Below are 16,133 nucleotides of genomic sequence, written 5' to 3' on the forward strand. Positions count from 1 at the left end.
GCTGCTTTTATCTATTTACTTTATTTATTTTTAAAGTCCATACTTCTTTACATGGTAAATTATTTCTTAATTTCTCTGGAATTATTACTTTAAATCCTTTCTCTAATTTTTGCCATTTCAACTTTGTTTTTGAACCTAACATTGTAATTTTAGCTCCTTTTTTAGGACTAATTGATTTCACAATAACTTCGGAAGGAATTTTAGTTTCACCTTCTTTTGCCATATAAAATAAGAATACATTTTCCTTTTGGTTTTGCGTCATACAAATGTTGTTCTCTTTGAAAGGAGCAATAGGTTTGGTGTTATAAATCGCACTGCTATTTATTTTCATCCAAGCGCCATATGCAGCTAATAAATCATATGCACCTTGTTGCCATTGTCCGTCAGGTCCTGGCGCAACATTTAACAATAAATTTCCACCTTTTGCAACAACATCAACCAACATCTGAATTCCCTCTCTACCTGTCATATACTTAGCATCTGGTGTATAAGACCATCCGCCTCCAGAAGTAATACAAGATTCCCAAGGATATGGCAATGTTTTTTCTGGAACACGGTTTTCTGGTGTTAAATAGTTTTGATTTTTACCGTGTACAGCTCTATCAACTACAATTAAACCTGGTTGTTTTTTGCGCGCTTTTACTACCAATTCGTCCATTTTCACATCCTGCTCAACAACGCGATGTTTTATAAATCCGTTACCTGATTTATTTTCTTCAAATTTTTCATCATAATTTTGATGAACATTTATTGAATCTCTTTTTCTTACCCAGCCACCATCAAGCCATAAAATATCTACTTTACCATAATCTGTCAATAATTCTAAGATTTGATTATGCGTAAAATCTACATACTTTTGCCATTTTTCTGGATACAACTTAGGATCGTAATTTACATTTCTATCAAATGGAGGAAAGTATGGATCCCAATAAGACTCTGTATGCCAATCTGGTTTTGAGAAATATGCGCCAATCCACATATTTTCTGTTCTAAACGCATTGAAAACTTCTTTTGTAACATTTGCTCTAGGATTTGTACTAAATGCACATTCTGGATCAGTTACTTTGTAATCTGTATATTTAGAATCGAACATCGAAAATCCATCGTGATGTTTGGTGGTAAAGACCATATATTTCATTCCAGCATCTTTAGCTGCTTTTGCCCATTTTTCTGGATTGAATTTTTTAGGATTAAATGTTTTCTTTAAAGCTTCATAATCTTTTACATATTGATAGTAATTTTGAGGGTTACTACCTTTTGTACGTTCACACCAACCGTAATCTTCAGGACATAAAGACCAAGATTCTACAATTCCCCATTGCGAATAAGTTCCCCAATGCATTAATAATCCGAATTTTTTCCCTTGCCATTCTTCTAGGTTTTCTAAAACTAATGGATCTGTTTCTGGTACATACCTTTCGTCTTCATAAATGGCTTGAGAAAATATCTTTGCTGAAACTAATAGAGCTAAAATTGCGATTCTTTTTTTCATTGTCCTTGATTATCGTGTTTGTTCGTTTATTTCTTTGTATTACTATATGAATACGGTACATCTTCCGATGTACTTCCCCAATTTTTATTAGGTGTATCACTTAATTTAAAATCTATTATGCCACCATTTTGAATGGTTTCATAATTTATATATGTCTTAGAATATGCTTTATTATTTAGACTTGCCGACTGAATATACACATTGTTTTTAGAATTATTTGACGCTTTAATTTCAAAGGTATTCCCATTTTGTAAGTGCAGGGTTGTCTTTTTAAATAAAGGGCTTCCAATGGCATATTGGTCAACACCAGGTGTTACAGGATAGAAGCCTAAAGCGCTAAACACGTACCACGCCGATGTTTGCCCGTTATCTTCATCTCCACAATACCCATCTGGCGTTGCAGTATATAATTTGGTAAGCACATTTCTTACTTTTTCTTGAGCCTTATAAGCTTCGCCTGCATAATCATACAAGTAAATCATGTGTTGGATGGGCTGATTTCCATGCGCATAATTTCCCATATTCATCACTTGCATTTCTCTAATCTCATGAATGGTTTGTCCGTAATAAGAATTGTCAAATTTTGGAGGCATTTCAAAGACTTCGTCTAGTTTGGCGGCAAAATTTTCTTTTCCTCCCATTAAAGTGATTAAGCCTTCAATATCATGAAATACAGACCATGTGTAGTGTAAACTATTCCCTTCGGTAAACGCATCTCCCCATTTTAGAGGGTTAAAAGGTTTTTGAAAATCACCTTCCTTATTTTTGCCTCGCATTAAATTGGTTGATGCATCAAATACGTTTTTATAATTCATAGATTGTTTAAAAAATCGCTTTGCAATATCTTTTTTTTCTAATTTTTTAGCCATTTCTGCAATGGTAAAATCGTCATAAGCGTATTCTAAAGTTCTAGCAACATTCTCGTTGATGCCTACATTGTAAGGCACATACCCTAATTTATTATAATAACTCAAACCCGCTCTACCCACAGAGTTTACAGGACGACCTTCTTCAATGTTTGCGTTTTTTAAAATAGCTTCAAAAAGCACAGCCACATCTTTCTCTTTTACATTTCCTTTTAAAAAGGCATCCGAAATAATGGAGGCAGAATTTGAGCCCACCATACAATCTCTATGTCCTGGGCTTGCCCATTCTGGTAACCAACCTGATTCTTTATACGTATTTGCTAAACCTTCCATAATGTGGCTGTTCAATTCAGGATACATCATGTTAAAAAATGGAAAAACTGCTCTAAAGGTATCCCAAAAGCCATTATCTGTAAACATATAACCGGATTCGACTTTGCCATTATACGGACTGTAATGCACAATATTATTGTCTTTATCAAACTCATAAAATTTTCTTGGAAATAACAATACGCGATACAAACATGAATAAAATGTTCTTAAATTGTCTATATTATTATCTTCAATTTGAATTCTATTCAATTCGGTTTCCCAAGCTTGTTTGGCTTTTTCTTTGGTTTGTTCAAACGTATCTGTTCCTATTTCTTTAGAAAGGTTTAAAGCTGCCTGCTCTGGACTTATAAATGATGAGGCTACTTTAACATGAACAACTTCTCCTTTTTTAGTTTTGAAACCAACAACTGCCCCCACGTGATCACCTTCACTAGATGTTGTGTTTTCTAATAGTCTCCAACCATCTGTCCAAGTATCGTTTGTTTCAAAATCTTTATCAAATTTTGCCACAAAATAATTATGAAAATTCTCTGGAACACCACCACTATTATTTCTACAATAGCCAATGATTTTACGTTCTTCAGGAATAATTTTTACCATCGACCCTTTAAAAAAAGCATCAAGCATAATATATGATGTTTCGGCTTCTGGAAATGTAAATTTAAAATGAGAAGCGCGTTCTGTAGGAGTAACTTCTGCCACCACATCGTAATCAGCTAAATACACCGAATAATGATAGGGTTTTACTATTTCGGCTTTGTGTGAAAACCACGATTCACGCTCATCTTCTTGAAATTTTAAATCGCCCGTTACTGCCATTAAAGAAAACGCCGCATAATCATTAATCCATGGACTTGGTTGATGGGTTTGTTTGATTCCTCTTATTTTTTTTGCATCATAAGCGTATGTCCATCCATCTCCCATCTTAGCCGTCATTGGGGTCCAAAAATTCATAGCCCATGGTGTTGCAATTACAGGATACGTATTTCCGTTTGACAAGTTATAATCTGAATCTGTTCCCATTAATGGGTTTACAAAATCTACAAGATTCGTATTCCCTTCTTTCTCTTTAGATGTGACTTGACTTTGATTACACGACATCAAACCGAACGCTATAAATAAAAACACTAATTTGATTATCTTCATACTATTACATATTTTCATTTAATTGCTTTCTATAACTTGTCCTTTTTCTTTATACAAATCGACTTCACCATCTAATTGAATAGCTATTACAGTTACGTCTTTATCTTGAACAGCTTCAGGTACATCAATATATAATAACCCTGGCACAGCGCTCCAATATTGTTTTCCTACAACAGTTGTTTTTAATTTAGTGCCATTGCCCACAACCCATGCTCTGTTCATTTTATTTTTTAAGCCTTTAATAAGTAATGGTCCGTTAGGTTTATTGTCAACATACAAATACAAGATAGTTTTATCTTTTGACAACGCTGTATACCCATTAAAATGTCCAGAAGGAATGCCAGTTCGCGTACCATAAATAGCTGTTTTATGTTTACTTGTCCATCTTCCAATACCTTTTAAAATATCTATTTGTTCTTGAGGAATCGTGCCGTCTGGTTTTGGGCCAATATCTAACAATAAATTCCCTCCCATACTGATACAATCGACCAAAATTCGGATTAATTGATTTACCGATTTATAATTTGTATCGTTTGGCTGATAACCCCATGAATTGTTCATGGTTATACACAACTCCCAATACGTATTTGAAGGTTTTGTAATAGGAACACCTTGTTCTGGAGTTTCATAATCGCCGTAGCCTTGCAATCTTGAGTTGATAATAGTTGTTGGTGTTTTTTCTAATAATAACTGACGAATTTCTTTGGCCTTCCACTTTTCAGCAGATTGCTCCCAATCGCCATCAAACCAATATAAATCTGGATTAAATTTTGTTAATTCTTCTATTTGACCAAAATTGAATTTGGTAAAATTATTCCATCGTTTCTCATCTTTGGTATACCGTTTTTTATCTCTTAAAAAATTAGGATAATCTGGATACGACCAATCTAACAACGAATAATACAGACCTACTTTTAAATTTTCGTTTTGGGTAGCTTTTACAAATGGCGTAATGACATCTTTTTTTGCAGGCGTTTTATCAACCACATTTAAATCACTTTGCTTCGTATTCCAAAGTGCGACTCCGTCATGATGTTTTGTTGTAATCACGGTGTATTTTGCACCACTTTCTTTAATTAGTTTTGCCCAATATTTGGGATTATAATTTTTAGCGGTAAACCCATTTAATTGTTTCATATAATCGTCATACGAAATATAATTATTATAAAACGACCACGATTCATCAATACCATTTACAGCATAAATACCCCAGTGAATAAAGATTCCTAATTTAGCATCTTTAAACCAGGCTAATCGCTCTTCTTTAGGCAATTCGTTCTCCTGTCCAACAACAAAATTCATTGTTAGAAACGATACTATTAATAAGAATTTTAAACACTTCATTTTCTAATTTACTAAAATTTCATCGGCGAAAATAAAAACACTATCGCCTTTAGGATTTTTCTTTAAATTTCTTGCTATAACTTTTATATAACGGGCTGTTTGTTCTTTAAAATTAATTTTAAAGTCTTTTAGATGTGTTTTATAATTAAGAACATAAGGTATTTCTATATCACCAACTTTTTTATAGGATTCACCATCATTTGAAACAAACACATCTATTGCTACAGGATAATATATTCCTGAGAGTTGGCTTTCTAATAATCCAACGATAACTTGTTTTATTGTTTGATTAGTTTCTAAATCGATAACCACTTCCATATCGTTCATTAACCACCCTTGCCATTGCCCGTCATGGAAATTTTTCGAGCCTCTAATGGCATTTACTAAGGTGAAATTATCACCTAAATAACTTTTATTTATGTTGGTTTTATAATTTACTTTATTTGCCACTGCTTTGTGAAAATGAATGGTATCAATATATACTTTTCCAAAAGGTTTTTCATTTTCAAAAAGCGATGCTTTTATAATGGTTGTTTCTTTTAATTTTATAGTGTCTGTATACTTTAATGCTTGTTTTTCTATTTTTTTGTCACCGAAAACATATCGAATATCGGCATTAGGAAATTCTGTGTTTAACGCTAAATCAACTTCTTTCATGGCAATATTTGCTGTTGAATTGAAAGTTATTTGATAGGCGCTTTTTGAATAATTAATACCTAAAAGATCATAACGTTTAAAGATGGTTTTAATTCTAGATGAAAAGTTATCCCAATTACGTGATTCTTTTGGGCTCCACAATGTTTCTGATAAGGCTGCAAGTCGAGGAAAAATCATGTATTCTGATTGTTTTGTAGTAGGAATATATTCTGCCCATAAATTAGCTTGCCCACCTAGTACATGTTTTTTTTGTGCAACTGTCATTGAATCTACAATAGGATCGAATTGATACACTTTACTTAATGGAGTATAGCCTCCAAAAGCTCTAGGTTCTTCACTTTGAATACCTTGGTAATGATCGAAATAACAATGTGTTCCTGGTGTCATAATAACATCATGACCTTGTTCTGATGCTTCAAGACCTCCTTTTACACCTCTCCAGCTCATAACTGTTGCATCTGGCGCAAGGCCACCTTCTAAAATCTCATCCCAACCAATTAGTTTTTTGCCTTTTGAATTGATATATTTTTCTATACGTTTTACAAAATAGCTTTGCAATTCGTGAGTGTTTTTTAGATGTTCTTGTTGCATTCGCTTTTTGCAATGCAGACATGTTTTCCAATTTGTTTTTGTGGCTTCATCACCGCCAATATGTATGTATTTTGATGGGAAAACGGTCATCACTTCATCCAAAACATCTTCTAAAAACTTAAACGTACTGTCTTTACCAGCACAATAAATATCAGTAATGGGCCATACGCCTCCCGATGGTACAGAAATACGTTCGTTTAAACATGATAACTCCGGATAAGCAGCTATCGCACAACTTACGTGTGCTGGCATTTCTATTTCAGGAATAATTTCAATATTTTTAGTTTGAGCATATTTTACAATGTCTTTTAATTCATCTTGAGTTAAAAAACCACCATAGGTGCCTTTCTCATCGGGGTTAGCTCTAGATCTACCATTCCATGCAGGAATATGTTCTTGGTCCACACGCCATGCACCAACTTCGGTTAGTTTTGGATATTTTTTAATTTCAATACGCCAACCTTGATCATCTACTAAATGCAAATGCAAAGTGTTCATTTTATGCATTGCCAAACGATCAATCGTTTTTTTTATGTATTCTTTTCCGAAAAAATGACGTGATAAATCAAGCATTAATCCACGATATTGAAAACGAGGTTTATCATTAATACTTATATTTGGAATTATCCATGCTATATTAGAAACTATTTTTTGACTTTCTATTTTTAAAGACAATAATTGTCTGATGGTTTCTAATCCGTATAAAAAACCTGAATTATTTTTAGCTGAAATAACAATGTGATTATCATTAACGTTTAATATATAAGCTTCATTTTCAAGACTCGCATCAATATCAAATTTCACATAATTACTTTTTGGAATTTCATTAACTATTTTTGGTTTCCAACCTGCTGATTTTTCAAATTTGTTAATTAATATATTGTAAATTTCTTTTTGAGCATCATTGGCAATCACAAATTGTGTAGCTTCTGAAAATTCAAATGTACCTTTATGAAGTTTGACTTCTAATGGTTTTGGAATAATTTGAATGTCGGCTTCTGTAAATACTTTTGGCTCTTGACAAGCATTAAAAACCAGTAATAATGTTAGCCCAAAAAATAGATGTAAAGTCTTCATGTTTTTTATTTTAAAATTGGTGTTACTTTAAACTGATATTGATAAGTTTTATCTTTTAGCAAGTATTTCTCCATAGGCCACGCTCCCCAACTGTCAATACTGCCTATCCCCATTTGTTTATTATCTATTTTTAAATTGGTTAGATCTCGTTCTTTTAAATCGGCAGCATTTCTTTGGTTTTTTTCTAGACCATCATCTAAATCTTCTGTAAGATAATGTAAGGCTGTCATATTGAATAATGCATCCGATTCAATATGTAATGTTATGGTGTTATTCGATATATCGCTCCATCGTACATCTGTTTTATTCCCGGTTTCTTGCGGACGGATATATGGATAATATTGTTCTGAAACCGTTTGATTATAAAGCCCAATATGCGCACTATACTTTCTATCGCTATAGTTTTCATAAGGTCCTCTACCGTAGTATGAAATTTCACTAAAAGCTTTAGGTAATATCATTTCCATACCAAAACGAGGTAACAAAGGTGTCTTTTTATTGATATTCAATTTTTGTTGCACTTCTAAAACACTTTCACTATTAAATGAATAAATAATAATCAAATCCGAAAACACATCAGGTAACTTATAAACCGCTGTTGCTGTAATCGTATTATTTTTAGCCTTTTTATAATCAAATCGTATTAAAGTAGGATTTTCTACAGCTTTTTTCCAAGGCAATAATTTTTTCTGAAATTGTGCACCCATATCATTATCGGTTGGTGCTCTCCAAAAATTAGGTTTTAAAGCATAGCCTGCTTTTAAAATAGACTCATTATTAAATACGTACTTATTAATAAAACCTGTGTTTTTATCAAAAGACAATTCAGCTTTATCACTTTTAAAAACAACATCTTGGTTCCTTTTTGTAATAGTCATTTTAGCTCCATTCTCTAGAGTCATTTTGTTTTGCCAAACACCTTTTAAATGAAGTTGTTCTGTTGCAATTTCAAATCCTTTAAGTAAAAATGGTTCTTTTTCTTTTAAGGTATAACTGATGTTTACAAAGGCTTCTTGATAGGTTTTACCTTTTAAATGAACAGGTAAAGTATATGTCTTATCTTGCTGCGGATTGATGTCTAAATCATTAATTGTTCCGCTTTCAGCTTCAATACCATCTAAAAGTAGTGTCCAATGTAAGCTCACATTGCTTAAATCTTTAAAGAAAAATTCATTAAAAATAGTGATGCTTATTTCGTCTTTGTTTTTCCAAGAGGTATGAATATTTTGAAGTACATTTTTAACTTCGAACGCATGTGGATTGGGTTCTCGTTCTGGGTTAAAAACCCCATTGTTTAAAAAGTTGTTATCGCTTGGTGTGTCTTTTGGTCCAAAATCGCCACCATAAGCAAAAACTTTAGAACCATCGTTTCTTGTTTTATAAATAGACTGGTCTATCATATCCCAAATAAAACCACCTTGAAAATTTTTATGCTTTCGCATCACATCCCAATAGTCTTTAAAATTCCCCATAGAATTTCCCATAGCATGAGCATATTCACATTGAATAAATGGGCGATTCGGTTTTGGATTGACTGCGATGTATTCCTCCATGCCTTTTGGCGAACTATACATAGGGTTTACAATATCAGAATCCCAATCAAATTTTAAGGTTTTACCTTCCCAACCATCAGCAGTGGCGCGTTCATATTGTATGGGTCTTGAAGGGTCGCGATCTTTTATCCAAAGGTAGCCACGGTAAAAATTATAACCATTTCCAGCTTCGTTACCCATACTCCAAATAATAACCGATGGATGATTTTTATCGCGTTCAACCATGCGCTTCATACGCTGTAAATGGGCTAATTCCCAATCGGGTTTATTGCCTAATGTTTTGGTGATATTATACCCCATACCGTGAGATTCGATATTGGCTTCATCTACTAAATAGATGCCATAAGTATCACATAAATCATAAAAATAGGGGTCATTTGGATAGTGCGACATTCTAACGGCATTGAAATTAAACTGCTTTAGCATCTTAATATCTTGCTCCATACGTGCTCTTGAAATGGTTTGCCCTGTGGTTGGATCGGTTTCATGACGATTAACGCCTTTTATATAAATTGCTTTACCGTTAACAAGTAATTGTCCGCCTTTAATTTCTACATTTCTAAAACCTACATTTTGTGGAATAACCTCAACAACAGTTCCTTTTTTGTTTTTTAAAATGAAAAGAACTTGATATAAATTGGGCGTTTCAGCAGTCCATTTTTTAGGTTGTTTTACATTAAAGATAAAACTTGATTGAGGTTCATTAACTTGAATTGTTTTTGAAGTAATTATAGATTCATTGTTTTTTAACTGAACCTCTAAAACATAGTTTTCTTTTTTGTTGACACCTGAAAATTTTGTTGAAACGTTTAAAGTACCATCTATAAAAGCATCATCTAAATTTGGCGTGATTTCAAAATCGACTAGATGGGTTTTATTTCGAGCATATAAATAAGTGTCTCTTGTAATACCACTCATTCGCCAAAAATCTTGACATTCTAAATAGGAGCCATCACTCCATTTCATCACTTTTAAAACGATGGTATTTTTACCTGATTTTAAAAACGTTTTCAACTTAAATTCTTGTGGTAATTTGCCATCTTCACCATAGCCTACATATGTGCCATTTACCCAAACCGTAAGATTCGATTTTGCAGCACCTACATGAAGAAAAACATCTTTACCATCCCAAGTATCATTAACCGTAATTGTTTTTCTATAGACGCCAGTAGGATTATATTTTGTTGGTACTATAGGCGGATTTACAGTAATCCAATGCGCAAACTCATAGGTTGTATTGGTGTATATGGGATATCCATAGCCGTTAACATCCCAATTGGCTGGAATTTTAAAATCATCCCAATGGGTATCATTAAACGTTGTTTTTTCAAATTCTTTTGGTAAATCATTAGGAGCATCTACGTATTTAAACTTCCAATCTCCATTTAAATTCAGATAGTTTTCAGAATGTTTCCAATCGCCTTTTGCTGCCGAAGCTTCATTTTCATATACATAATAAGAAGCGCGCATCGGCATACGATGCTCTTCATTTATTTTTTCGTTTAACCAGAAAGGCGCTTTTTTTTGTGCATTTACGGTTATTGACGCTATTAAAAATAGTATTATGTATAGCCTGTTTTTCATTTACTAATTATCCCAAGTCATTTTAAATTGTGCATCTTCCATTCTGTTTCCTTTTTCTTCATCGCAAACAGCATAGTTAAATCCTGATCGTAAACTATAGCCGCCATGTTCGCCGTTTTTATTTATTGCTATAAAGCCTACTTGTAAATATTCCATGTCCTTATGGTTTTTATGCTTGTTGTAAATACGCTCCACAATTTCTTTACAAGCTTCATTAGGACTTTTACCTTGACGCATTAATTCAACCACCATAGCACTTCCTGCGGTTCTAATAACTGCCTCACCTAAACCTGTTGCTGCTGCGGCACCAACGTCATTATCTAAAAATAATCCTGCACCAATTATTGGAGAATCACCAACGCGACCATGCATTTTCCAAGCAGCACCACTTGTTGTACAACCGCCTGAAATATTGCCGTCTTCATCAATAACCAACATACTGATGGTGTCGTGGTTTTCTATATTGATAACGGGTTTGTATTTAGACGCTTCTAACCATTTTTTCCAATCTTTTTCAGCTTCGGCTGTTAGTAAATTTTCTTTTTTAAACCCTTCTTCTAAAGCAAATTGGAGAGCTCCTTCACCAGATAACATTACGTGAGGTGTGTTTTGTAAAACTCTTTTGGCTACCGAAATAGGATGCATAATTCCTTCTAAAAAACTAACCGAACCACAATCACTATTATGATCCATTATACAGGCGTCTAACGTTACTTTTCCTTCACGATCTGGATAACCACCATAACCTACACTTCTAACATTAGGGTCGGCTTCGGGTATTTTCATTCCTGCTTCAATAGCATCTATGGTTGTCTTTTTTGCTTTTAATTGTTTCCAAGTTTCTTCGTTAGCTGGTAAACCATGATTCCATGTTGAAATGATTAATGGTCTTTTTTGAGGTATGTCATTTTCTAAAGTAACAGTTTCTTCATTTTTAGCAGTTTCTTTACAACTTAAAATAGTACTCACACCTATGGTTCCTAAAGCTGCTGTTTTTATGAAATTTCTTCTGTTTGACATTTCTTTTTATTTTAGTTAAACATTTTAGAGGACAATGCGGTTTCGTATTTAACATTTTTATTTGGTAAACTTCCCATGTTAAAAATCAAAATGCCTCCTTGTTGTATTTCTTGATGAGTGATATAATCTCTATGTATTTCTTTACCATTTAATACGATAGATTCGATATACATATTTGCATCACTATTGTTTTTTGCTTTAATAGTAAATGTTTTTCCGTTTTCTAAATTGATTGTGGCTTTATCAAATAACGGCGATCCAAAAGCATAAATTCCTTGTGCTGGATTGACAGAATAAAACCCTAAAGCACTTAATATATACCATGAAGACATTTGTCCGCAATCTTCATTACCACAATGCCCGTTAGGCTTATTTTTATATTGGGTATTTAAAATCTGTCTAACCAATTTTTGAGTTTTCCATGGTTTACCAACGTAATCGTACAAATATGCTACATGATGACTTGGTTCATTTCCATGTGCATATTGCCCAATCATTCCCGTACTAAAAATAGGTAATGTGTCTTCAGGAAGAGGCTTTAAAGTAAACATACTGTCTAATTTTTTTTCAAAAGCATCTTTACCGCCAACAGCTTGTATTAATCCTTCGATGTTTTGAGGTACAGACCAGAAATATTGCCACGCATTGCTTTCGCAAAAATAATTGGTGTACTCTTTTGGTATAAATGATTTTATGAATTTTCCATCTTCATCTTTAGGACGCATAAATGAAGATTGCGAATCATACATATTTCTCCAGTTTTCAGAACGTTTTAAAAAATAGTTGTAATCATCTGTTTTATTTAAGGCTTTTGCAAATTGCGCAAGACACCAATCATCAAATGCGTATTCTAGTGTTTTTGAAACCGACCAATTTTCGCCCTCATCATCAACTGGAATATAACCCAAAGCTTTGTAATCGTCCAAACCTCTTTTATTTACCATGGAGCTTTTTTTGCAAGCTTTATAGGCTAATTCAATATCAAAATTTTTAAAGCCTTTAGAATATGCATCTACAATAACTGGAATGGCATGATTTGCAATCATCATATTGGTTTCATTACCTTGCATAGACCAAACAGGTAATAGCCCTGTTTCTTTATAATGCGCTAATAATGAATTTATCATATCCGACGTTCTATTTGGATGAATAATGGTGTATAACGGATGTGCCGCTCTATAGGTATCCCATAACGAAAAGGTATCGTATCTATCAAAACCTTTTGCTATCATTATACTATCATTTGCTCCTTTATATTCATTGTTATGGTCACTCAATAGAGTAGGAGCGAGCATAGACTGATACATCATGGTATAAAAGATTGTTTTCTTATTCTCGTCGGATGTAGTAATCTTTATTTTTTGGAGTTCCTTTTCCCAAATAGCATTTGCTTTTTCTTTGTAAGCTTCAAAATTAAAATTGGGAGCTTCAATATCTAATGATTTATATGCTCCTTTTCTTGACGCTGTTGAAAGCCCTGTTTTTAAAATAATAACTTCATTTTCTTCTGTCTTATAATTTAAAATGATTTTTGACTTTTTTGCAGTAACAGGATTTTCTGAAAGCAAATCGTTTTTAAAAATTTTAAATGATTCGAAAGGTTTTGAAAGTTTTATAACGAAATAAAGGCGTTGATCTTTTGCCCATCCTGTAGATTTTCTGTAGCCTTCAATAGTTGAATTGTTTACTACATTTATATGAGTATCAACAGGTTTATCCCAGTTTAAGGCGTAGCCTAAATCGATGTAGATTTGTGTTAAACTGTCCTTAGGAAATGTGTATTTATGGATGCCTGTTCTGGCTGTTGTTGTTAGTTCAGCTTTTATGCCATAGTCTAATAAATCGACTTCATAATATCCTGGAGAAGCTTTTTCTTTATCGTGAGAAAATTTAGAAAATGGTTTAAAGTTATTTTCTTTAATTCTCTTAGAAAATCTACTATTGGTTGGCGTGACTAAAATATCATACAAATCGCCTGCACCAGTTCCTGTTAAATGTGTATGTGAAAATCCTGAAATAATAGAATCTTGATAGTAATAACCTGCAATTCTATCCCAACCTGGAATACCAATATCGGGACTTAATTGCACCATTCCGAAAGGTACTGTTGCTCCAGGGTAGGTGTTTCCTGGACCATCTGTACCTATAAATGGGTTTACATAATGCGTTAAAGACAATGTGTTAATTGGCTTAGTATACTCGCAATTAAATAATAGCGGCACACATACTAAAAATATAAGACCGAATTTACGCATTCCAATTCCTTTATTTTAAATTTGCTTTCATTTCTTTAATAGCTTTTAGCTGTGCTTCTGTTAAAGCAGGTCCGTCAAAAAATGTAATGCCTTTAGCACCATTGTCTTTTGCTAATTGAATAGCTTTTATTAATTCGCTTTCAGTTTTAAATGCTGGTAAATAAACGCCTGTATTTATTTTTGTTTTCTTGCCTTCTAAATCTGCTATCCCTTGTTTTGTGGCATAACCAACCCAGTCTACTTCTTCGTTATAAAACCCATGATAAATCATTGGATATACCTCATCAATATTCCATTTATCCCATCGTTGACGTACCATGTGATCTGCCATTTCTGGATAAGGAAATACGGCTGCTGTTAAGTTTTTATTATATTTATGTACAATTTCATAGGCGTCATCTACAACTGCTTTTATGGCATTAAGCCTGAAGTTTTTCCATTCCATATCAATTGCTGTATTATGACTCTCTTTTGGGTTTTTATGATGTATTTTTTCGAATGCACTTACACAAGCATCACAATAGCAAAAATCGTATTCTGGTAATTCTGTGTCTTGAACCAAGTTGTATTTAGGAAGTAACCCAATTGGCAAGAAAATATCACAAAAACGTATGTAGTCTAAATGTACACTTTCAATACCGTCAACTTTTGCTAAACCTTCAACTAAACTTAGTACATGATTTCTAGACGCTTCTTTTGTTGGGCATAACCATTGATAGTAACCTACGTAAGGACGCGTATCATAACATGATTTCCCTTCTTTACTTACTGCATACCATTCTGGGTGTTTTAGTGCTATTGAATCTCCTGGACGGTTCATTGCCATAATCCACGCATGTACTTTTAAACCATTTTTTGAAGCAATGGGTACTAAGCGTTTTAAAAGTGCTGGATCTGTATTAGTGTTTATTAAAACTTCATCAATACCTGCACTTTTGTATTTTATAAATTCTTGAGTATAATCGTCATTTTTTCTTTTGGCATCTGCTGTAATCCAAACGGCAAAATCAAAAGTAGTTGTTTCTATATCTGCTTCAGAGGTATTTGTATTTGTCTTTTTTGATTCAGTATTTGCACATGAAAACATGCTAAATAAAAATACAAGAAGGAAGATTTTTGTGAATTTCATTTTATATTTATTTTGATATGATTGTACCATCTTCTTTAATAATGAATGTTTTATTTGTAAAAGGACTTTTTAGTGAAATATTATACCCGGTTGTATGATTCTCTAATAGCGGATTTAACGTTTTATCATTAATACGAATATCTTTTTTAGAAATACTATCTATTTTTTTAGCCCAAGTTTTATGGGTTTTATAATAGTCTTTTTGAGCTCTATATAAATCATATAATTTCCATTTTACAATTTCGTCTTGAGGTATTGAGAATGTGTCTTTAGTTCCAATTTTATTAGAAGAAAAATATACATATCCCCATTTTTCTGGTTCGTGCATATTAATTACACCTGTGGGCGACCAAACCCAATTGTATTCTGGAAGGAATTTTTCGTTAGCATCTTTTTTTCGTCCATATTTCCCATTAGTTACAGAATGTTGCCAATTGACTCTTGAAAAATTAACTCTCCAAAAATCATCTTTAGGAATATTATTTTGAAAGTATGATGTTTTATATGCGGCCCATGGAATTGCCATTTCTAAAATCCAGCCTGTATCGGTGTCATTAGGGTTGTTTATGGTGCCATTTATTTTTACAGCCGATTTTAAGCCTGTTAATGTCCAATCATTTAAAACAACATTACCTTCTTCTCTGTAAGGTTTATTAATAAATAAATCCCAAACGGTGTTTAAAGCATTAATTTCGAGTTCGTAATAGGTTTTAGCATCTCCTTCAGGGTCAATAAATACTTCAAAATCATTATTATAAAAAATAATAGTATCTCGTTGTTTTAAGTTAGCCCATACATGTGGTTCTTCAATTTTTGCTAAAATATAATAGTAAGTATCATCCCAAAGCATTTTAACTTGCGTGTTATATTTGGGCTTAATAACACCTTCTATATCAATAAAAGGATCAGACCATGCTGCATTTTTCCAAGAAGAGTCAGATGCATCACCATCAACTACAATTTTTTCTAAAGTTTTGTAGGCAATAAATGTTTTAGGTGTGATTTCTTTATCTGATTGTGCACAACTTAAAATAGAAAAACAACTAATTATGAGTAACAATAATGATCTAAACTTACTTCTCATAC

9 protein-coding genes are annotated in these 16,133 nt (G+C 33.0%); all 9 read right to left on the reverse strand.

Annotated elements, in window-relative coordinates; genetic code table 11:
- Positions 1–7: 7 nt before the first annotated feature.
- Genes ACH5TX_RS10030 through ACH5TX_RS10070 form a run of 9 tightly spaced genes read right to left on the reverse strand, consistent with a single transcriptional unit; the run spans position 8 to position 16,131 of the window.
- Positions 8–1,492 carry an alpha-L-fucosidase gene (locus ACH5TX_RS10030; protein ID WP_439339366.1) on the reverse strand — a complete coding sequence of 495 codons (1,485 nt, stop codon included), beginning with the start codon at positions 1,490–1,492 and terminating at the stop codon, positions 8–10.
- Positions 1,493–1,518: 26 nt separating this feature from the next.
- Positions 1,519–3,855 carry a GH92 family glycosyl hydrolase gene (locus ACH5TX_RS10035; RefSeq protein ID WP_439339367.1) on the reverse strand — a complete coding sequence of 779 codons (2,337 nt, stop codon included), beginning with the start codon at positions 3,853–3,855 and terminating at the stop codon, positions 1,519–1,521.
- A complete protein-coding gene (locus tag ACH5TX_RS10040; protein WP_439339368.1) occupies positions 3,856–5,139 on the reverse strand; it encodes an alpha-L-fucosidase in 1,284 nt (427 codons plus the stop codon).
- A 45-nt stretch (positions 5,140–5,184) separates the two neighbouring features.
- Complete coding sequence (locus ACH5TX_RS10045) at positions 5,185–7,506, reverse strand: glycoside hydrolase family 20 protein (protein ID WP_439339369.1); 2,322 nt, start codon at positions 7,504–7,506, stop codon at positions 5,185–5,187.
- Between the two features lie 5 nt (positions 7,507–7,511).
- Positions 7,512–10,643, reverse strand: coding sequence for a beta-galactosidase, LacZ type (gene lacZ / locus ACH5TX_RS10050; RefSeq protein ID WP_439339370.1), 3,132 nt, complete (start codon positions 10,641–10,643; stop codon positions 7,512–7,514).
- A 3-nt stretch (positions 10,644–10,646) separates the two neighbouring features.
- Positions 10,647–11,663, reverse strand: a complete 1,017-nt coding sequence (locus ACH5TX_RS10055; protein ID WP_439339371.1) for a glycosylasparaginase — start codon at positions 11,661–11,663, stop codon at positions 10,647–10,649.
- 11 nt (positions 11,664–11,674) lie between these two features.
- A complete protein-coding gene (locus ACH5TX_RS10060) occupies positions 11,675–13,918 on the reverse strand; it encodes a GH92 family glycosyl hydrolase (protein WP_439339372.1) in 2,244 nt (747 codons plus the stop codon).
- A gap of 10 nt (positions 13,919–13,928) precedes the next feature.
- A complete protein-coding gene (locus tag ACH5TX_RS10065) occupies positions 13,929–15,047 on the reverse strand; it encodes a putative glycoside hydrolase (RefSeq protein ID WP_439339373.1) in 1,119 nt (372 codons plus the stop codon).
- A gap of 7 nt (positions 15,048–15,054) precedes the next feature.
- The gene (locus ACH5TX_RS10070) at positions 15,055–16,131 is read right to left on the reverse strand and encodes a carbohydrate-binding family 9-like protein (protein ID WP_439339374.1); all 1,077 of its coding nucleotides are present in this window, start codon (positions 16,129–16,131) and stop codon (positions 15,055–15,057) included.
- Positions 16,132–16,133 lie beyond the last annotated feature (2 nt).

Origin of the sequence: Thalassobellus citreus (genome assembly GCF_044385915.1) — a bacterium.
Taxonomy (GTDB): domain Bacteria; phylum Bacteroidota; class Bacteroidia; order Flavobacteriales; family Flavobacteriaceae; genus Thalassobellus; species Thalassobellus citreus.